This is a genomic window from Streptomyces sp. NPDC002577 (assembly GCF_053594815.1).
Genome location: NZ_JBSFWK010000010.1, coordinates 76,330 through 95,391 on the forward strand (window position 1 = coordinate 76,330; position 19,062 = coordinate 95,391).

General features: G+C 70.1%; 13 protein-coding genes. 12 read left to right on the forward strand and 1 reads right to left on the reverse strand.

Annotated elements, in window-relative coordinates:
- Window positions 1–312: 312 nt before the first annotated feature.
- The 8 genes from ACWD4J_RS16415 to ACWD4J_RS16450 all read left to right on the forward strand — a co-directional run bounded on the left by ACWD4J_RS16415 (window position 313) and on the right by ACWD4J_RS16450 (window position 11,556).
- Window positions 313–1,575 carry an ROK family protein gene (locus ACWD4J_RS16415; RefSeq protein WP_451396050.1) on the forward strand — a complete coding sequence of 421 codons (1,263 nt, stop codon included), beginning with the start codon at window positions 313–315 and terminating at the stop codon, window positions 1,573–1,575.
- Between the two features lie 374 nt (window positions 1,576–1,949).
- Window positions 1,950–2,453 (forward strand): flavin reductase family protein, encoded by a 504-nt coding sequence (locus ACWD4J_RS16420; protein WP_451396051.1) that lies wholly within the window; start codon window positions 1,950–1,952, stop codon window positions 2,451–2,453.
- A gap of 40 nt (window positions 2,454–2,493) precedes the next feature.
- The gene (locus tag ACWD4J_RS16425; protein ID WP_451396052.1) at window positions 2,494–3,561 is read left to right on the forward strand and encodes an ABC transporter substrate-binding protein; all 1,068 of its coding nucleotides are present in this window, start codon (window positions 2,494–2,496) and stop codon (window positions 3,559–3,561) included.
- Window positions 3,558–4,448 (forward strand): ABC transporter permease, encoded by an 891-nt coding sequence (locus ACWD4J_RS16430; RefSeq protein WP_451396053.1) that lies wholly within the window; start codon window positions 3,558–3,560, stop codon window positions 4,446–4,448. The genes ACWD4J_RS16425 and ACWD4J_RS16430 overlap by 4 nt, the downstream gene beginning before the upstream one ends.
- Window positions 4,424–5,245 carry an ABC transporter ATP-binding protein gene (locus ACWD4J_RS16435; RefSeq protein ID WP_451396054.1) on the forward strand — a complete coding sequence of 274 codons (822 nt, stop codon included), beginning with the start codon at window positions 4,424–4,426 and terminating at the stop codon, window positions 5,243–5,245. The genes ACWD4J_RS16430 and ACWD4J_RS16435 overlap by 25 nt, the downstream gene beginning before the upstream one ends.
- A 13-nt stretch (window positions 5,246–5,258) precedes the next feature.
- Complete coding sequence (locus tag ACWD4J_RS16440; protein ID WP_451396055.1) at window positions 5,259–6,686, forward strand: LLM class flavin-dependent oxidoreductase; 1,428 nt, start codon at window positions 5,259–5,261, stop codon at window positions 6,684–6,686.
- A complete protein-coding gene (locus ACWD4J_RS16445) occupies window positions 6,683–10,522 on the forward strand; it encodes an ABC transporter ATP-binding protein (RefSeq protein WP_451396056.1) in 3,840 nt (1,279 codons plus the stop codon). The genes ACWD4J_RS16440 and ACWD4J_RS16445 overlap by 4 nt, the downstream gene beginning before the upstream one ends.
- Complete coding sequence (locus ACWD4J_RS16450) at window positions 10,519–11,556, forward strand: aldo/keto reductase (RefSeq protein WP_451396057.1); 1,038 nt, start codon at window positions 10,519–10,521, stop codon at window positions 11,554–11,556. The genes ACWD4J_RS16445 and ACWD4J_RS16450 overlap by 4 nt, the downstream gene beginning before the upstream one ends.
- A 74-nt stretch (window positions 11,557–11,630) precedes the next feature.
- Here the strand turns inward: ACWD4J_RS16450 and ACWD4J_RS16455 are convergent, their stop codons facing one another.
- Window positions 11,631–12,314 (reverse strand): DUF899 family protein, encoded by a 684-nt coding sequence (locus ACWD4J_RS16455; RefSeq protein WP_451396058.1) that lies wholly within the window; start codon window positions 12,312–12,314, stop codon window positions 11,631–11,633.
- Window positions 12,315–12,641: 327 nt separating this feature from the next.
- Here ACWD4J_RS16455 and ACWD4J_RS16460 point away from each other — a divergent pair, with 327 nt between their 5' ends.
- The 4 genes from ACWD4J_RS16460 (at window position 12,642) to ACWD4J_RS16475 (ending at window position 19,054) form a co-directional block, all read left to right on the forward strand.
- The gene (locus ACWD4J_RS16460; protein WP_451396059.1) at window positions 12,642–14,159 is read left to right on the forward strand and encodes an alpha-N-arabinofuranosidase; all 1,518 of its coding nucleotides are present in this window, start codon (window positions 12,642–12,644) and stop codon (window positions 14,157–14,159) included.
- Window positions 14,160–14,177: 18 nt separating this feature from the next.
- The gene (locus ACWD4J_RS16465; RefSeq protein ID WP_451396060.1) at window positions 14,178–16,616 is read left to right on the forward strand and encodes an alpha-L-arabinofuranosidase C-terminal domain-containing protein; all 2,439 of its coding nucleotides are present in this window, start codon (window positions 14,178–14,180) and stop codon (window positions 16,614–16,616) included.
- Complete coding sequence (locus tag ACWD4J_RS16470) at window positions 16,613–17,938, forward strand: glycoside hydrolase family 27 protein (protein WP_451396061.1); 1,326 nt, start codon at window positions 16,613–16,615, stop codon at window positions 17,936–17,938. The genes ACWD4J_RS16465 and ACWD4J_RS16470 overlap by 4 nt, the downstream gene beginning before the upstream one ends.
- Before the next feature lie 108 nt (window positions 17,939–18,046).
- Window positions 18,047–19,054 (forward strand): LacI family DNA-binding transcriptional regulator, encoded by a 1,008-nt coding sequence (locus ACWD4J_RS16475; protein WP_451396062.1) that lies wholly within the window; start codon window positions 18,047–18,049, stop codon window positions 19,052–19,054.
- The last annotated feature ends 8 nt before the right edge of the window (window positions 19,055–19,062 follow it).

The window sequence follows — 19,062 nt, forward strand, 5'->3', positions numbered from 1 at the left end:
AGCATGCAGCGATCCGCACACCTGACGACTCGAGGTCATGTCGACCTGAAGCGTGTGTGCTCCGCGGCGTGTTACCGGGCCTGAACGTACCTGCCCGCCCGAGCCTGCGACCGGGACATCTCCCGCTCGGGTCTTCGCGGGGAGCCCTTTTCACCGGGGGAAGCACCCCGTGTTTGGGCCCGCCCACCGTGCGTACTGCAGGTTCTGTCTTGAGGCTTCGTAGAGGACCTGAGGCCTTGTAGAGGACCCTGAGGCTTCGTATGAGGAGCACGCACCGCATCGCCCGCTGCCATCGAGCCTGGAAGACATCCGTTGATGAGTCTCACTGCGCCTGCGCCCCCGCGTCGTGGTCCCACCCCGTTGCGCCGCTCGGACATCCCTGCCTCAGGGCCGGCCCGCCGTGTCTCCGCCGCGGGATCCGTCCTGAGCGCAATCCTCGACCACGGCCCCGTCGCCCGCTCGACCGTCGCCCGGCTCACCGGCCTCTCACCCGCGTCCGTGACCGGACACACCGGCAGGCTCCTGGCCCGCGGTCTCGTCCGCGAGAGTGCGCAGACCACCGGGCCGAAGGGACTGGGGCGGCCCCACATACCGGTGGAGATCGACACCAGCCGCTACGTGGTGGCCGGCGCACACATCGCCGTCGCCCACTCGACCGTCTCCCTCATGGACCTGCGCGGCCGACTACTGGCCGTGGACCGCAAGCCGCACCGGGGTATCGACGCGGAGCGGATACTCGGTGACCTGGCCACTCGTCTTCCCCGATTGGTGGCGGCCCACGCGGCTGAGCAGGACGTGCTCGCCCTGGGTGTGGCGACCGGAAACCGGGTGGACCCGGAGGCCGGAGTGGTCATCGAGCATCAGCAACTCGGCTGGCGCAATGTGCCGGTACGCGATGTCCTGGCTGCGGCGACCGGGCTGCAGGTCCAGGTAGACAGCCACGCACGGGCGTTGGCGCGGGCCGAGCAGATGCTGGGCGAGGCCACCACCCGGGCCAGCGCGGTGCTCCTGTTCGTCGGTGCGGTCGTGGACGCGGCGTTCGCCACCGCGGGGGCCATACACCTCGGACCGCGCTCCGGGGCGGGCAGTGTGGCTCATCTGCCGCTCGGGTGGGCCGGCTCCAGGGGCGCCGAGCCGTGCTCGTGCGGGCGGTCCGGGTGCCTGCAGTCCGAGGTGTCGGAGCACGCCATGGTGCGGCAGGCGGCCGAACAGGGCCTGTCAGCCGGGTCGTTCGCCGAGCTGCTGGAGCAGGCGCTGGCCGGCGAGGCGCGGGCGGTGGCGCTCTTCCGCCGTCGGGCGCGGCTCGTCGGCAGGGCAGCGGCACTGCTCCTGGACATGTTCGACCCCGAGGTCCTGGTGGTCGTCGAGCCCGGTGCGGGCCGGCTGCCGCAGTGCCTCGCCGATCTACGGGCGGAAGTGGCCGAGCGCTCCTGGGTCTGCGACGACCCCGAACGAGCCGTGGTGCCGAGCAGTTTCACCGGCTCGGTGTTGGCCACCGCCGGTGGCGCGGTGGCGTTGGGCGCGCTGTACGGGGACCCGCTCGGCCCCTGGCCCGCGCTGCCCGCCGTCTCCTGAGCGTCATTTCCGATCTCGACTTAATTCAGGAAGTTGCTTTGTTGACCGGCTCCCGGCCGGAACGGGAAAATGGATTCATGACCGGCCGACAGACGAATCCCCAGCACCTGCCCTCGGTGGCAGACCGCTGCCGGGTGTCTGCGCCGGTCGGCGTCTTCTCCCGGCGTTTCTGTCGTCGCTCCTGTCGTCGCTCCTGTCCGGGGCATCGATAAACCAGCGACTGATTTAGCGAGTGCGTCGCACATGAGTGCGTACATCTCTACGCCTGCGCGCCTCGTCTCCTCGGCCTGCCCGTTCTGAGTTTCTCGTTCGCGCGCCGACTCTGCCTTTTGCATGCTCAATACTCCATCCCAGGAGAGAAGTTGACTGTCACCGTGTCTTCGTATTCCGCGGCATCCTCCGCCACAGGTATCCCGCCGAAGCGTTTCAAACAGGCATTCCGCAGGTATCCCGCCGGCGTCGTTGTCGTCACCGCGGACGCCGGCCCCGGGCCGGTCGGCTTCACCGCCACCTCGCTCACCTCCCTGTCGCTCGAACCGCCACTGGTCTCCTTCGCCATCGGGACCACCACCTCCTCCTGGCCTCATATCGAGCGGGCCGCCACCGCAGTGGTCAACTTCCTCGGTGCCGACCAGCAGGCACTGGCCACCACGTTCGCCACCAGGGGCATCGACCGTTTCGCGGAGCCGACCAACTGGCGGCGACTGCCGGAGGGTGAGCCGGTCCTCCACGATGTGGCCGGCTGGCTGCGGCTGGACATACAGCAACTCGTCCCGGCGGGCGACCACCGGATCGTCATCGCCCGGGTCGTGGACTCCTGGCTCGACGAGGGGCGCAGCCCGCTCCTCTTCCTCGACGGCGCCTACTACTCCATCTGACCACCCGGCACACAGCCGACCATCGATCAGGAAATTCACCATGTCACGTCATGTTGCGCAGAAAACCGTCGGTCGCAGGGCATTCATCGCCCTCGCCGGTGGGACGATACTCAGCCTCGCCGCCTGCGCTCCGCAGACCAGAACGGCCGCCACCGCTGCGGAACCTTCCGGAACTCTGCCGACCGGGTCACCTCCGCCCGGTACCAAACTGTCGATCGCAGTCCGTTCCACACGTCTTCAGTTGGGACCCGCCGGGCTGCAGAAGGATTTGACGTTCACGGTATCGGAGTGGCCCAATCTGAGCGCCGGCCCCGACATCATCCAGGGGTTCCGCGCGCATTCCATCGACCTGGCCACCAATGCCGGAATACCCCCGATCCAGGCCCACGCCATCGGTGTCGACGCCAAAATCGTCGCGGTGCAGGTGCGGCCCAACCCCTCATACGTCTTCGCCACCGCCCCGGGCTCCGACATCAAGAAGATCGAGGACTTCCGCAGCAAGAAGATCGGCTTCTCCCAGGGCCAGGCGCAGGGTGTCGTCGTACTGCGGGCCCTGAAGGAGGCAGGCCTCAGCAACAGCGATGTCGAACTGGTCGCCCTGCCCAGCACGCAGTTCCTGACCGCTCTTCAGTCCAAGCAGGTCGATGTGGCCCCGCTCGGTGAGCCGACGCTCACGAAGTACCTCGGCCAGTACGAAAAGGACGGCGCCCGCGGTGTGAAAACGGATGTCGTGGACCTGCTGACGGTGTTGTGGGCCCCCACCGAGGTGCTGAACGACGAGGCGAAGGCCGCGGCCGTCCGCGACTTCATCCCGCTGTGGTCCCGCGGGCTGGTGTGGGCGTGGGAGCACACCGACGAATGGATCGACACGTATTACGTGAAGGACCAGGGCGTCACCAAGGAGGACGGCAAGCGCATCGTCGCATCCCTCCACAAGCCGCAGTTCCCGGTGAGCTGGGACAAGGCGATCAAGTGGGAGCAGGAGACCGCCGATCTGCTGGCCGACGGCGGCTTCGTGCCCAAGCAGGACGCCTCCGAGCTGTTCGATCGCCGCTTCGAGGGGCTGGCGGCGAAGGCCGTACCGGCCAAGTACCGGGAGACGTCATGACGGAAGTGTTGTCGAACGCACGCCCGGAGAAACTGGTGGCAGCGACCGCCGGAGCGACGACTCTCCGGAAACCGGCAGGAGACGCGGCCCCCCGAGCCGCCCGAGGTCCCCGCAGGCGGCTCGGCCCTGGCCGGTCGCTGCCCTTCGGCCGGCTGATCGGCCCGGCACTGTTGATCGCCGTATGGTGGGCCGCCTCGGCCTTCGGCTATCTCGACCCTCGCATCCTGTCCGGCCCGGGCAGCGTGCTGTCCACCGCGGCGGACCTGGTCTCCACGGGCCGGCTCCAGGACAACATGCTCATCTCGCTGCAACGCGCCGGACTCGGCCTGTTCTTCGGCGTGGCGGCCGGGGTGATCCTGGCCGTGGCGGCGGGGCTGAGCCGCTCCGGGGAGTACCTCTTCGACGGCACGCTCCAGGTCAAGAGGGCCATTCCGTCCCTGGCGATGCTTCCCCTGCTCATCCTCTGGCTGGGCATCGGCGAGCAGATGAAGGTCACCGTGATCGCGCTCGGCGTCGCGGTGAGCATGTACATCAACACCTACGCGTCGCTGACCAGCATCGACAGCCGGTATGTGGAGCTCGCCGAGGGACTCGACCTGGGCCGATGGCAGTTCATCCGCAAGGTCGTCGTCCCGGGCTCGCTGCCGGGCTTCTTCGTCGGCCTCCGCCTCGGCGTCACATCGTCCTGGCTCGGCCTGATCGTCGTCGAGCAGATCAACGCCACCCGGGGCATCGGCTACATGATGTTCCAGGCCCAGCAGTACGCCCAGTCCGACGTCATCATCGTGGGGCTGGTGGCCTACGGGATCTTCGGCTTCGCCTCGGATGCGGCAGTACGCGCGATCGAGAGGAGGGTCCTGTCATGGCGACGCACCCTGGCGGGCTGACCGAGGCGACCGAAGTCCGGTCCGAGACCGGTGCCGGCCCTGCGCGCAAGGAACACGGCAGCGAGGAACACGGCAGGGACAGGCCCGCGCTGCGGACGACCCGGCTGGTGCGGAAGTTCGGCGACCGGATCGTACTGAAGGAACTCGATCTGACCCTGGCCCCGGGGGAGTTCACGGCGCTCCTCGGCCGCAGCGGCTCGGGCAAGTCCACGCTGCTGCGCGCTGTCGCCCGCCTCGACCACACGGTGGAAGGCTCGGGCGAACTGATCGTCCCCGAGCGGGTCTCGCTCTCCTTTCAGGACTCCAGGCTGCTGCCCTGGCTCCGTGTACTGGACAACGTCGTCCTCGGCCTGCGCGGTCCCCGGTCCCGGGAACGCGGTCTGACCGCCCTGGCCGAGGTCGGCCTCGAGGGTCGCGAGCGCTCCTGGCCCCATGAACTGTCCGGTGGCGAGCAGCAGCGCGCCGCGTTGGCCCGCGCCCTGGTCCGCGATCCCCAACTTCTCCTGGCTGACGAGCCGTTCGGCGCGCTGGACGCCCTCACACGGATCAAGATGCACGGACTGCTGCGCGAGCTGTACGAGCGCCACCGCCCCGCCGTACTGCTTGTCACCCACGACGTCGACGAAGCCGTGGAACTCGCCGACCGGGTGCTCGTACTGGACGAGGGCCGCATCTCCGTGGATCTCGCCATCGACCTGCCGACGCCGCGTTCCCCGCGCGACCCGCGCTTCCAGGAACACCGCGACACGCTGCTCGCCGCCCTCGGTGTGGCGCAGCACCAGCCCACCGCTTCTTGAGGAGACGACAGCCATGTCACGAAAGACCGAAACACACACCGAGGTCAAGACCCACACGGGACGCAACGCCGGCCGCAAGCCGCTGCACCTGAACGCGTTCCTCATGTCCACCGGTCACCACGAGGCCTCCTGGCGGCTCCCCGAGAGCCCAGCAGAGGCGAACGCGGACATCGAGCACTACAAGAACCTCGCCCGGATCGCCGAACGCGGCAAGCTGGACTCGGTGTTCCTGGCCGACAGCCCCGTCCAGATGGGCGACCCCGGCCGACGGCCGTCGGCCAAGCTCGAGCCGACCATCCTGCTGACCGCGCTGGCCGGGGCCACGCAGCACATCGGCCTCATCGCCACCGCCTCCACCAGCTACAACGAGCCCTACAACCTGGCCCGTCGGTTCGCCTCGCTGGATCATGTCTCCGGCGGCCGGGCGGGCTGGAACATCGTCACCACGGCGGGCGCCGACGCGGCCCGCAACTTCGGCCTCGACGACACACCGCTGCACAAGGAGCGCTACCGTCGGGCCGCTGAGTTCGTCGAGGTCTCCACCAAGCTGTGGGACAGCTGGGCGGACGACGCGGTGATCGCCGACAAGGAGCGCGGCGTCCACGCCCTGGCCGAGCGCGTCCGCCGCATCGACCACGTCGGTGAGTTCTTCCGGGTCGACGGACCGCTGAACGTCCAGCGTCCGCCGCAGGGCCATCCGCTGCTCGTACAGGCAGGCTCCAGTGAGGACGGCAAGGACTTCGCCGCCCGGTACGCGGAAGCGGTGTTCACCGCGCAGCAGACCCTGGAGGAGGGCACGGCCTTCTACAAGGACGTCAAACAGCGAGCGCAGCTGCTCGGCCGCGACCCGGACGGCATCAAGATCCTGCCCGGCATCGTCCCCGTCATCGGCGACACGGAGGCGGAGGCGCTGGAGCTGGACGCCGAACTTGATCGTCTGATCGTCCCCGAGTACGCCAAGCGGCAGCTCGCCAAGACGCTGAAGGTCTCCCCCGACGAGCTGGACCTCGATGCGGAGCTCCCCGAGAACCTCCCCACCGAGGACGAGATCGAGGGCGCGAAGAGCCGCTACACGCTCATCGTGGAGCTCGCTCGGCGCGACCGACTGACAGTGCGTCAGCTCATCGGGCGGCTCGGCGGCGGCCGCGGCCACCGCACCTTCGCCGGTACGGCGGAGCAGGTCGCCGACACCATCGAGCACTGGTACGACAGCGGCGCGGCCGACGGCTTCAACATCATGCCCGCCGTGCTCCCCTCGGGCCTGGAGCTCTTCGTGGACCGGGTGGTGCCGATCCTCCAGGAACGCGGCCTGTTCCGCACCGAGTACACCGGCTCCACGCTGCGCGAGCACTACGGGCTCCCGCGCCCCGCCAACCGGCTGTTCGACATCGTCGAGGCCGGCGAGGGCCACACCGGCATCGCCCTGGCGGCGGCCCGGTGACGGACTGTCCGCCTTCCCAGGTGATCAGTGCGCCCCAGCAGCTGTCGGCCCGGTGGGCCCGGCGGCTGCTGGGGTACTGCCTGCGCCACCGCGCCGACCTCCTGCTCGCCTTCGGTGCCGCCGTCGTGGCCGCCGTCGCCACCGCCGTACTGCCCCTCGTCCTGCGCCATGTCGTGGACGGGATCGCGGCGGGCACCACCGCCTCGCTCGTCCCCTGGACCGTCCTGCTCGCCGGACTCGGCGCGGTCCGCTTCGCGGGCGGGTTCACTCGCCGCTACCACTCAGGCCGGCTCTCCCTCGGTGTGCAGTACGACCTCCGCAACGACGCCTTCGCGGCTCTGCTGCGGCTCGGCGGTGCACAGCAGGACGACCTGCGCACCGGACAGGTGGTGAGCCGGTCGATCTCCGACATCACCTTGATCCAGACGCTGCTGCAGTTCCTGCCCAACCTCACGGGCAACGTCCTGATGTTCTTCTTCTCGCTGGTCTGCATGGCGTTGCTGTCGCCGCTGCTGACCGTGGTGGCCCTGATCGTCGGCCCGCTGCTGTGGCTGATCGCCCTGCGCAGCCGCCGCACCCTCTTCCCCGCCAACTGGCACGCCCAGCAGGAGGCCGCCGAGGTCGCCTCCACCGTCGAGGCGGCCGTGACCGGCGTCCGCGTGGTGAAGGGCTTCGGCCAGGAGTCGCGGGAACTGGCCGGGCTGGAGGAACGCGCCCGCAAGCTGTTCTCATCCCGACTGCGCGCGGTCCGCGTCACCAGCCGCTACAACCCCGCCCTCCAGGCGGTCCCCGCCCTCGGCCAGGTCGCCGTACTGGCCCTCGGCGGCTGGATGGCCCTGCACGGCCGGGTCTCCCTCGGCACGTTCCTCGCCTTCACCACGTATCTCGGCTCCTTCGTCTCGCCCGTACGCCAGGTGGCGACCGTGCTCACCGTCTGGCAACAGGCCCGGGCCGGGGCCGAACGGGTCCTGGAGATCGTCGACGAGGCCCCGGTGATCAACGACGCGCCGGACGCGCGGGAACTGCCCGACCGCTCTCCGGCGCTCTCCTGGCAGGACGTCACCTTCGGATATGGGGACGGCGAACCGCTGCTGCGCGGCTTCACCCTCGATGTGCGCCCCGGCGAGACGGTCGCTCTGATCGGTCCGGCCGGCTCCGGGAAGTCGACCGCCGCGGCCCTGCTGCCCCGCTTCTACGACGTGCCATCAGGGTCGGTACGGGTCGGAGGTATCGACGTACGCGACCTCACGCTGGCCTCGCTCCGCTCCCGAATCGGCTTCGTCTTCGAGCAGAGCCTGCTGCTCTCGGACACGGTGCGGGCCAACATCGCCTACGGCGTCCCGGACGCCACCGATGAGCAGATACGGGCCGCCGCCAGGATCGCCAGGGCCGACGAGTTCATCGAGCGGCTGCCCGACGGATACGACACCGTCGTCGGCGAACAGGGCCTGACGCTCTCCGGCGGTCAGCGGCAGCGGCTGGCGCTCGCCCGCGCCCTGGTCGGCGACCCCGCCGTGCTCGTCCTCGACGACGCCACATCGGCCATCGACGCCCGTGTGGAGGCCGAGATCCACGCGGGGCTGCGCGAGGCGACCCGCCGCCGCACCACCCTGATCGTCGCGCACCGCAGATCGACCCTGGAGCTCGCCGACCGGATCGCCGTCCTGGACGGCGGAAGGATCACGGACACCGGCACGCTGGACGAACTCCTTCACAGGTCGCCCCTGTTCCGCAACCTGCTATCGAACGGCGCGGCGACGGATGCCACAGATGCAGCGGAGGCAGCACTCGCCGCGCCGCCGCCCGGCCGCGTCACCTCCCACCTGTGGGAGCGGCCTGCGCACTCAGGCCGCGACACAGACGAGGGCAGAGCGGTCCGGGCCGCACAGGCCCTCGCCGAGGCAGCGGCCACCTCGGGCCCGGGACGGTCGGGACCCGGTGGCGGAGTGCTCGGCTCCGCGCCGCCCAGCCCGGAACTGATCGCCGGTCTCGCCCGGCTCCCACTGCCCGCGGCCGAACCTAAGGTCCCCCTCGAGCAGGCCGTTGCCGCCGACCCGGCCTTCCACCTCGGCACCCTGCTGCGGCCGTTCCGCCTCTCGCTGCTCCTTGGCCTGCTCCTGGTCGCCCTGGACGCGGTCGCGCAGATCGCGGTGCCCTTCCTCGTACGCCACGGGGTGGACCACGGCGTCGCCCGGCACTCCGGGACCGTGCTGATGGCCGCAGCCGCGTCAGCCGGTCTCGTCGTCGCCGGGAACTGGCTGATCGGAGTGGCCCAGGTCCGTACGACGGGACGCACCGGCGAACGGCTGCTGTACACCCTGCGCGTGAAGACCTTCGCGCAGCTCCAGCGCCTCGGCCTCGACTACTACGAGCGCGAACTCGGCGGCCGCATCATGACCCGGATGACCACCGATGTGGACGCCCTGTCGAACTTCCTGCAGACAGGGCTGATCACCGCCGTCGTCAGCCTGCTGACCATCGGCGGTGTCCTGGTCACCCTGCTGGTCATCGACGCGGGCCTCGCCGTGGTCCTGGTCGCTGCCCTGCCCCTGCTGGCCGGCGCGACCGCCCTCTTCCGCCACTACTCGGTGCCGGCCTACCGGGAGGCCCGCGAGCGCGTCAGCGCCGTCAACGCCTGCCTCCAGGAGAACGTCACCGCCATCCGCGTCACCCAGGCCTTCCGCCGTGAGGAGCGCAACGCCCGCGACTTCGCCCGACTTGCCTGGGCCTTCCGGGACTCACGGCTGCGCGCCCAGCGCTACATGGGCACGTTCTTCCCGTTCGTGGAGTTCCTGGGCACCCTGTCGACCGCCGCCGTGCTGGCCATCGGAGCCGGTCAGGTCCGGTCGGGAGAGCTGAGCGGGGGCACCCTGATCGCCTTCCTGCTCTACGTCGAGCTTTTCTTCTCACCGATCCAGCAGCTCTCCCAGGTGTTCGACGGCTACCAGCAGGCCGCCGTCGGCCTCGGCCGGCTCCGGGCGCTGATGCAGACCCCGGTCGGCACCCCTCCCACCGAACACCCGCTGCCGGTGAAGAAGTTGCGCGGGGATGTCGAGTTCGACGGAGTGTCCTTCGGCTACCCGGGAAACGGCGGCCGGGAAGTGGTACGCGGCCTGCATCTGCGCATCGCACCGGGCGAAACCGTCGCCCTGGTCGGTGCCACCGGCGCGGGCAAGTCGACCGTCGTCAAGCTGCTCGCCCGGTTCTACGACCCGACAGCGGGCGCGGTCAGGGTGGACGGCCACGATCTGCGCGACCTCGACCTGCCCGGTCTGCGCCACAGGCTGGGGCTGGTGCCGCAGGAGCCGCACCTGTTCAGCGGCACGGTCCGGGACGCCATCGCCTACGGGCGGCCGGCGGCGACCGACGCCGAGGTGGAAGCCGCGGCGCGCGCCGTCGGTGCCCACGAGATGGTCGCCGGGCTGCCGCTGGGCTACCTCCAGCCCGTGGGGGAGCGGGGCCGCAACCTGTCAGCCGGGCAACGCCAGCTCCTGGCGCTGGCCAGGGCCGAACTCGTCGATCCGGACATCCTGCTGCTCGACGAGGCGACCGCGTCGCTCGACCTGGCCACGGAACGCCGGGTCGCCGCGGCGACCGAGGCCCTGGCCCGTCGGCGTACGACCGTCGTCGTCGCTCACCGGCTGACCACCGCCGCCCGCGCCGACCGGGTGGTGGTTCTCGACGCGGGAGCCGTCGTGGAGACCGGCACCCATACCGGACTCCTCGCCGCGCGAGGCCCGTACCACCGTCTGTGGCAGGCCTTCGAACAGGGCGGCCGACCGGCCACGGCGGACCACCTGAAGATCAACGAACTCGTCAAGGAGAACGCGCGATGACGGAGTACCGCAACCTCGGACGCACCGGCGTCAAGGTCAGCCCGCTGTGCCTGGGCACCATGATGTTCGGAGCCCGCGGCAACACGGACCATGCCGACAGCGTCCGGATCATCCACCACGCCCTGGACTCGGGCATCAACTTCGTCGACACCGCGGACGTGTACTCCGCGGGTGAGTCCGAGACGATCGTCGGCAAGGCCCTGTCCGGCGGGCGGCGCGACAACGTCGTGCTCGCCACCAAGTTCCACGGAAGCCTCGGAGGCGACCCCAACGAGCAGGGAAACAGCCGACGTTGGATCATCCGTGAGGTGGAGAACAGCCTGCGGCGCCTCGGCACCGACTGGATCGACCTCTACCAGGTGCACCGCCCCGAGCCGGGCACCGACTTCGACGAGACGCTCGGCGCGCTCACCCACCTGGTGCAGCAGGGCAAGATCCGCTACATCGGCACCTCCACCTTCGAACCCTCCGCCATAGTGGAGGGCCAGTGGATCGCGGAGCGCCGCAGCCGGGAACGCGTCGTGGCCGAGCAGCCCCCCTACTCCCTCCTGGCGCGTGGCATCGAACGCGAGGTCCTGCCCGTGGCGCAGCGCTACGGTCTCGGCGTGCTCTCCTGGAGCCCCCTCGCGGGAGGCTGGCTCTCCGGGCGCTACCGGAAGGGCGCCGAGCAGCCCGTCTCCAGCCGTGCCGAACGCCAGGCGGCACGCTTCGACATCACCTCACCGGAGAACGCCGCCAAGCTGGAGGCCGCCGAGGCCTTCGCCCAGCTGGCCGAGGAGGCCGGCCTCACCCTCGTACAACTGGCCCTCGCCTTCGTCCTGGAGCACCCCGCGATCACCTCGGCGATCACCGGCCCGCGTACCTTCGAACAGCTGGAGAGCCAGCTGGGAGCGGACAAGATCCGGCTGAGCCGGGACGTACTCGACCGGATCGACGAGATCGTCCCGCCGGGCACCAACCTTTCGTCCCGCGACGCCGGTTACACCCCGCCCTCGCTCACGGATTCCGCGCTGCGCCGCCGTTCGTCGAACTGAGGCATACCGACGCAGCCTCGGCGCGAGACCGTCCGTCGGCCCTCCGGGGCCGGCGGACCATTGCCATCTCGGGGTCAGTACTCCAGGTTCGGATACCAGTCGCCGCGGCCCTGCGGGGTCAGGTCGAGGAGGTGCCAGACGGGGGCCAGGAGGTCGATGCCGCGCTGGTCGATGTCGTCGGCCATGCGCGGGTGGGTGGAGTAGAAATGGCGCACCGTGCCGTCGCCGTCGCGGGTGAAGACGGAGAGAGTGGAGTCCTGTTCGCCGTCCTTGTCCTCGCTGCCGAGGTCGTACTTGAACGTGCTGTCGCCGCAGCTCAGGAGCCGTAGCCGGTCCCAGCCCCGGTTGCGGGCGTGCTGCCGCAGGGTGGGCGGGTCGGCGGCCGCGGCGATGGCGAAGTCGATATTGCGGGCGATGTGGTGGGCGACGCCGTTGTAGCCGTCGATCCACATCGTGCACATCGGGCAGGGGGCGGTCTGCAGCTTGCCGTACATCAGGTGGTACACGACCAGTGGGCGGTCCGGCGCGGTGAACAGCTCGCTCAGGGCGACCTCGCGGACCGGTGTGTCGCCGGCGTCGAGATCGGCGGGGCCCTCGAGGAAGACGTAGTCGTCGACGGGCGGCCCCTGCGGGAGTGCCCGTCGCTGCGCCGCGACCTTCTCACGGTGGCGCATGAGGTCGACCTCGGCCTGGCGCAGCTCTTCGCGGGCGGCGAGGTAGTCCGCCGATTCCGCCGCCAGTCTGGTGTGCCGCAACATCGCGTCCTCCTGGGGTGGCCATCCCCCCGGGTTCCCGGTCCGGATTCCGAGACCCAGGCCCGCAGGCCCCACTCCCCGAACCGGCCCTTCGAGTCTAGGGCGGCTCCAAGGCGCGCCGACAGCTGAGCCCGACAGCTGAGCTGGAGTCCGGCGCACCTCTCTTGACACCTGCGCCCACACGATGGGACTTTTTTATCGATACAAACAACCGAGCAACCGGTTTCCCTGGGAAAGAAGCCCCGACGGACGTAAACCCACTGGTCCGCCGACCGGCAACCCGAAATCCCGTACAGCTCACGCACGCACCACGCCGACCTGGAGTACTCCATGCCCAACGCCACCGCGATCATCAACCTGGACATCGAGGGTCCGAAGATCAGCCGCCATCTCTACGGGCACTTCGCCGAGCACCTCGGCCGCTGCATCTACGACGGCTTCTGGGTCGGGGAGGACTCGCCCATCCCCAACGAGGGCGGCATCCGACTCGACATCGTGCAGGCCCTGCGCGCTCTCAACATCCCGAACCTGCGCTGGCCGGGCGGCTGTTTCGCCGACGAGTACCACTGGAAGGACGGCATCGGCCCCCGGGAGCAGCGGCCTCGGATGGTCAACACCCACTGGGGCAACGTGGAGGAGAACAACCACTTCGGCACCCACGAGTTCATGGCCCTGTGTGAGCTGCTCGGTGCCGAGCCGTACATCAGCGGCAACGTAGGCTCGGGCACGGTGCAGGAGATGAGCGAGTGGGTCGAGTACCTGACCCGCGAGGGCGACAGCCCCATGGTGCGGCTGCGTAAGGCCAACGGGCGTGACGAGCCGTGGCGGGTGAAGTTCTGGGGCATCGGCAACGAGACGTGGGGTTGCGGCGGCAACATGCGTGCCGAGTACTCGGCCGACCTGGCACGCCAGTACGCCACGTACTGCCGTGACCACGGCGACAACAAGCTGTACCGCATCGCCTCGGGCGCGTCCGACGCGGACTACAAGTGGACCGAGACGCTGATGCAGCAGATCAGCTGCTTCGGTTGCGACGCCACGCCGAAGAACTTCTTCCAGGGTCTGTCCGTCCACTACTACACGCTGGCCGGTCCCTGGGAGGCGAAGGGCAGCGCCACCGGCTTCGACATCGACGACTACTACCGGACGATGATCTCGGCCCGGAAGATCGACCGGATCCTCACCGGCCACTCCTCGGTCATGGACTGCTACGACCCCGGCCGCACGGTGGGCCTGGTCCTGGACGAGTGGGGCACGTGGTGGGACGTCGAGCCGGGCACCAACCCCGGGTTCCTGTTCCAGCAGAACACCCTGCGCGACGCGCTCGTGGCGAGCACCCACTTCGACATCTTCCACAAGCACGCCGAGCGCCTGTACATGGCCAACATCGCCCAGACCGTCAACGTCCTGCAGGCCATGGTCCTCACCGACGGCGACGCACTGGTCCTGACCCCGACCTACCACGTGTTCGAGATGAACAAGGGTCACCAGGACGCCGCCTCAATCGCCGTCCACCTGCGCACGGACGACGCGCGCCGCACGGTGGGCGACACCGAGCTGGACACCGTCTCCGCCTCGGCCAGCGTCAAGGACGGCACGGTCCTCATCTCGCTGTCCAACCTCGACGCGGAAGAGGCCGCCGAGGTGACCCTCGACCTGCGCGGCCGCTCCATCGGCGAGCCGACCGCCCGCCTCCTGACGGCAGACAAGCTCCAGGCCCACAACACCGCGGACGCACCGGGAGCGGTCAGCCCGCGCCCCTTCGACGGCCTGAAGACCACCGACCAGGGCCTGACCCTGACCCTGCCGCCCCACTCGTTCCTCACCGTCCAGGCCCCGCTGGCCTGACCTGAAAGGACGAGCGCGATGAGTGAATCGGCGAGACGCATCGAGACGGTCGTCGAGGTGGGCACGGCGGCGGCGGGCACCGCCATCTCGCCCGACCTGTTCGGGGTGTTCTTCGAGGACCTCAATCACGCGGCGGACGGCGGTCTCTACGCCGAGCTGGTGCAGAACCGGTCCTTCGAGTACACCCCCGCCCACCGGCCGGAATGGCATGCCCTGACCGCCTGGGAGCTCCTTGAGAGGGACGGCGCCACCGGGTCGGTCACGGTGGCCGCCGAGGCGCCGCTGCACCTCGCCAACCCGCACTACGCGGTGCTGCGCACCACCGCCGCAGGTGCGGCGGGCCTTGGGGCGGGGCTGCGCAACGAGGGCTTCGACGGCATCCCCGTCCGGGCGGGCGAGGCTTACGACGTCAGCCTCTTCGCCCGCCTGGCCGACGGCACCGCGGACCGTCTGGTGGCCCAGGTCGAGAGCCGGGACGGCAGTCGCGTCCACGGCCGGGCGGAGCTGGGTCCCGTACACGGGTCCTGGCAGCGCCACTCAGCGGTGATCACGTGCGACGCGACCGACCCCGACGCCAGGTTCGCCGTGGTGGCGGCCGGGGTCGGCACCGTCCATCTGGACCTGGTCTCGCTCTTTCCGCAGGCCACGTTCCGCGGCCGGCCGGGCGGCCTGCGCGCCGACCTCGCGCAGGCGATCGCGGACCTGAAGCCGAAGTTCGTGCGATTCCCGGGCGGCTGCCTCGCGCACGGGCTGGGGCTCGGCAACATGTACCGCTGGCCCGAGACCATCGGGCCGCTGCACGAGCGCAGGCAGCAGCGCAACCTGTGGGGCTACCACCAGTCGATGGGCCTCGGCTACTTCGAGTACTTCCAGTTCTGCGAGGACATCGGCGCCAAGCCCCTGCCCGTCGTACCGGCCGGGGTCTGCTGCCAGAACACGCGGGTCACCGGCCAGGTCGGCATCCCCGACGAGGAGATGCCCGCCTACATCGCCGAGGTGCTGGCCCTGGTGGAGTGGGCCAACGGTCCCGCCGACTCGCACTGGGGCGCCCTGCGCGCCGCCGCCGGGCACCCCGAGCCGTTCGGCCTCGAATACCTGGGCGTCGGCAACGAGGACACCATCACCGACACCTTCCGCGACCGCTTCTCCCGTATCCACGACGCTCTGCGCGAGCACCACCCCGAGATCACGGTCGTCGGCACCGTCGGCCCTTCCCCCACCGGCGACGACTGGGAGAAGGGCTGGGCGTTCGCCAGCGAGAGAGACGTCCCGGTCGTCGACGAGCACTCCTACAAATCCCCGCGCTGGTTCCTGGAGAACACCGGCCGCTTCGAGGCGATGGACCGCGAGGGCCCGCACCTGTACGTCGGCGAGTACGCGGCCCGGGACAACGAGATGCGCAACGCCATCGCCGAGGCGGCCTACATGATCGCCATGGAGCGCAACGGCGATGTCGTCCGGTTGGCCTCCTACGCCCCGCTGCTCGCCAAACGCGGCCACACCCAGTGGCTGCCCGACCTGATCTACTTCGACAACACGAACGTCTGGCCCACCCTCAACTACCACGTCCAGCAGATGCACTCGGTGAACTCGGGCGACACCGCCCTGCCCGTCACCGTTGCAGGAGCGCCCCAGGCGCGGCCCGTGCCGCACGCCGCCCGGCACGGTGTCCACATCGGTACGACTTCCGATACCCGCGCCGAGTTCACCGACGCGCGCATCGGCCCGCTGGGCGCCGAGGGGGTACCGGCCCCGGGCTTCGCCGACTGGCATACCGAGTCGGGCAGTTGGGAGCCGGGCGGTGACGGCCGCATCCGGCAGACGGCGAACGGACCGGGCGGCAGGCTGGTACTGGCGGACGCCGTGGACGGCCCGTCCTACGCCTTCTCAGTTCGGGCCAGGAGGAACGGCGGCGACGAGGGTTTCACCATCGGGTTCGCCGCGACGTCACCCGGCAACTGGTACCAGTGGACGGTCGGCGGCTGGCTCAATCGTTTCACGCGGCTCCAACGCGTGGACGACGGCGTGGACCACGACCTCAACGACCCTCTGGCCGTCCCGATCGAGACCGGCCGCTGGTACGACCTGCGGGTCGAGGTGGACGGCCGGCGCATCCGCTGTTACTGCGACGGTGAGCTGATCCACGACCTGGAGGACGCCGAGGCGACCCCAGAGGTCTTCGCCGTCTCGGCCGTACGCGACAGCTCAGCCGGTGACGTGATCATCAAGATCGCCAACTCGGCGCCCGAGCCCGTCACCGTCCGCCTGCGGCTGGCCGGCGCGGACGCAGGCGGACGTTTCGAGCGGTCCGTCCTCGCCGCGCCACCACACGCCACCAGCCGGTTCGGGCCCGCCCCGGCCGCCCCCGTCGAGGACCGGCTGAAAGGGCCGGTCTGCGACATCCCGCCCCACTCCTTCACCGTCCTCCGCACCCGTCCAGGAATCGATCAGCCATGACCCGACCCGCACGTCCGATCCCCGAACGACACCTGCGTCCGCCGATGGGCTGGAACAGCTGGGACTGCTACGGCACCACCGTCACCGAGGAAGAGGTCCTCGCCAACGCGACCTTCATGCGCGACCACATGCTCGCGCACGGCTGGGACACGGTGGTCGTGGACATCCAGTGGTACGAGCCCACGGCCCGCGCCCACGGCTACAACCCGGACGCCCCTCTGATCCTCGACGACCACGGCCGTCAACTGCCCGCGCCGAACCGGTTCCCCTCGGCGGCGGACGGTGCGGGATTCAAGCCGCTGGCCGACCGCGTACACCAACTCGGCCTGCGTTTCGGCCTGCACATCATGCGCGGCATCCCGCGCCGCGCCGTCGCCGCCCGCCTGCCCGTGGCGGGCACCGGCTTCACCGCCGACGAGATCGCCGACACCGGCTCCGTCTGCCCGTGGAACAGCGACAACTACGGTCTGAACCACGACCACCCGGGCGCCCAGGCGTACTACGACGCGCAGGTCGCCCAGTTCGCCGAGTGGGGCGTGGACTTCATCAAGGCCGACGACATGCTCTTCCCGTACCACGAGCGGGAGATCGCCGCATACGCCCGGGCCATCGCCCGCAGCGGCCGGCCCATCGAGCTGAGCCTGTCCCCGGGCACCGACGTCTCCCTCGCCCACCTCGGCCATCTGCGGGACAACGCCACCATGTGGCGCGTCTGCGACGACCTGTGGGACCGGTGGGAGGACGTGGAGCCCCAGTTCGCCCGGATGGCCCGCTGGGCCCCGTGGCAGAGCACAGCGTCGACATGCGGCTCCGCCGCGGGCGGCTGGGCGGACGCCGACATGCTGCCCCTCGGCCACATCGGCATCCGGGCCGAGAGGGGCGACGACCGTCTCTGCTCCCTCACCCGCCCCGAGCAGATCAGCCTGCTGACGCTGTGGCTGATCTCCCGCTCCCCGCTGATGATGGGCGGCGACCTGCCCACCAGCCCGAAGGAGACGATCGAGTTGCTGACGAACGACGAAGCACTCGAGGTCCTGTGGCACAGCAGGGACAACCGCGAGGTCCTCCGCGAGCACGACCTCGTCCTGTGGACCGCAGGCGACGCCGACGGGCGCACCCGCTACGCTGCCGTGTTCTCCCTGGCCGACACCCCCGAGCGCGTCACCGTGCCCCTCGGCTCCATCGGCGCGCGCTCCGACGACCGCGTACGGGAGCTGTGGACCCACACCGCCACCCCGCACGACGGCCGCGAGCTGCACGTCGACCTGCCCGCTCATGGCGCGGCTCTCTACCGCCTGACCGGGCCCGGCACCACCGTCTGAGCACGAGGCCCGTGTGCGCCCGCCGGCCTGCGGGCGCACACCGCGGGTGAAGACGACAGGGCCTAGCATGGCGGCGGGCGAGTCCCAAGACGCAGACCGGGGGCGAACGTGGCAACCATCCAGGACGTGGCGAAGGCGGCCGGGGTCTCCCCGATGACCGTCTCGAACGTCATCAACGACCATCCCAACGTGCGCAGGTCGACACGCGAGAAGGTCCTCGAAGCGATGGCCCGGCTCGACTACCGCGTCAACGTCGCGGCCCGCAATCTGCGCACGGGCCGGACCGGCACCGTGGGGCTCGCGGTCCCCGAGGTCAACAGCCCCTACTACGGCCGACTGGGCGCCGCCATCATCGCCGCCGCCCAGCGGCACCACCTCCGGGTGAGCATCGAGCAGACCGGCGCGTCGCGGGAGAACGAGCTGGACGCGCTGTCCCTGTCGCGCAACCGGCTCTACGACGGGCTCATCCTCAGCACCGTGGGCATGGGTCCGGCCGATGTCGAGCTGCTCAAGGTCGACTACCCGGTCGTCATCCTGGGCGAGCGGATCTTCGGCGGCCCCGTCGACCACGTCGCCATGCCCAATGTCGACGCGTCACAGGCCGCCACCCGCCATCTGATCGAGCGGGGCTGCCGACGTATCGCGATCCTGTGTGGCGTGGTGGGGGAGGAGGCCGACGTGTCCAGCCTCCGCCTCGCGGGCTACCGGCAGGCGCTGCAGAGCGCCGGCCTGCCCGAGGACCCGCGCCTCGTACAGCACGTGGAGGCGCTCACCATGCATGACGGTGCGCGACGTGCCCGGGACATGGTGGAGAGCGGTCTCGACTTCGACGGCGTGTTCTGCGTGACTGACACCGTGGGCATCGGCGTGCTGCGCGGCCTGGCCGACGCCGGGGTACGCGTGCCGGACCAGGTCAAGGTGATCGGCTTCGACAACGTCCAGGAGAGCGAGTTCCTCATCCCCTCGCTGTCCACCATCGATCCGGACCACGACATGATGGCGCAGCGGGCGGTCGACCTGCTGGCCAGGCGGATCCAGCAGACCGAGCCGGGAGCGGACCGCGAAGAGTTCGTCAGCCACTTCTCCGTGGTGACCCGGGAGTCCACGGGCGGCTGAACCGCGCT

Bases quoted from the DNA above. Each gene is read 5' to 3' on its own strand.
- ACWD4J_RS16425 (WP_451396052.1), top strand. From the start codon at position 2,494: ATGTCACGTCATGTTGCGCAGAAAACCGTCGGTCGCAGGGCATTCATC.
- ACWD4J_RS16430 (WP_451396053.1), top strand. From the start codon at position 3,558: ATGACGGAAGTGTTGTCGAACGCACGCCCGGAGAAACTGGTGGCAGCG.
- ACWD4J_RS16435 (WP_451396054.1), top strand. From the start codon at position 4,424: ATGGCGACGCACCCTGGCGGGCTGACCGAGGCGACCGAAGTCCGGTCC.
- ACWD4J_RS16440 (WP_451396055.1), top strand. From the start codon at position 5,259: ATGTCACGAAAGACCGAAACACACACCGAGGTCAAGACCCACACGGGA.
- ACWD4J_RS16450 (WP_451396057.1), top strand. From the start codon at position 10,519: ATGACGGAGTACCGCAACCTCGGACGCACCGGCGTCAAGGTCAGCCCG.
- ACWD4J_RS16455 (WP_451396058.1), bottom strand. From the start codon at position 12,314: ATGTTGCGGCACACCAGACTGGCGGCGGAATCGGCGGACTACCTCGCC.
- ACWD4J_RS16460 (WP_451396059.1), top strand. From the start codon at position 12,642: ATGCCCAACGCCACCGCGATCATCAACCTGGACATCGAGGGTCCGAAG.
- ACWD4J_RS16465 (WP_451396060.1), top strand. From the start codon at position 14,178: ATGAGTGAATCGGCGAGACGCATCGAGACGGTCGTCGAGGTGGGCACG.
- ACWD4J_RS16470 (WP_451396061.1), top strand. From the start codon at position 16,613: ATGACCCGACCCGCACGTCCGATCCCCGAACGACACCTGCGTCCGCCG.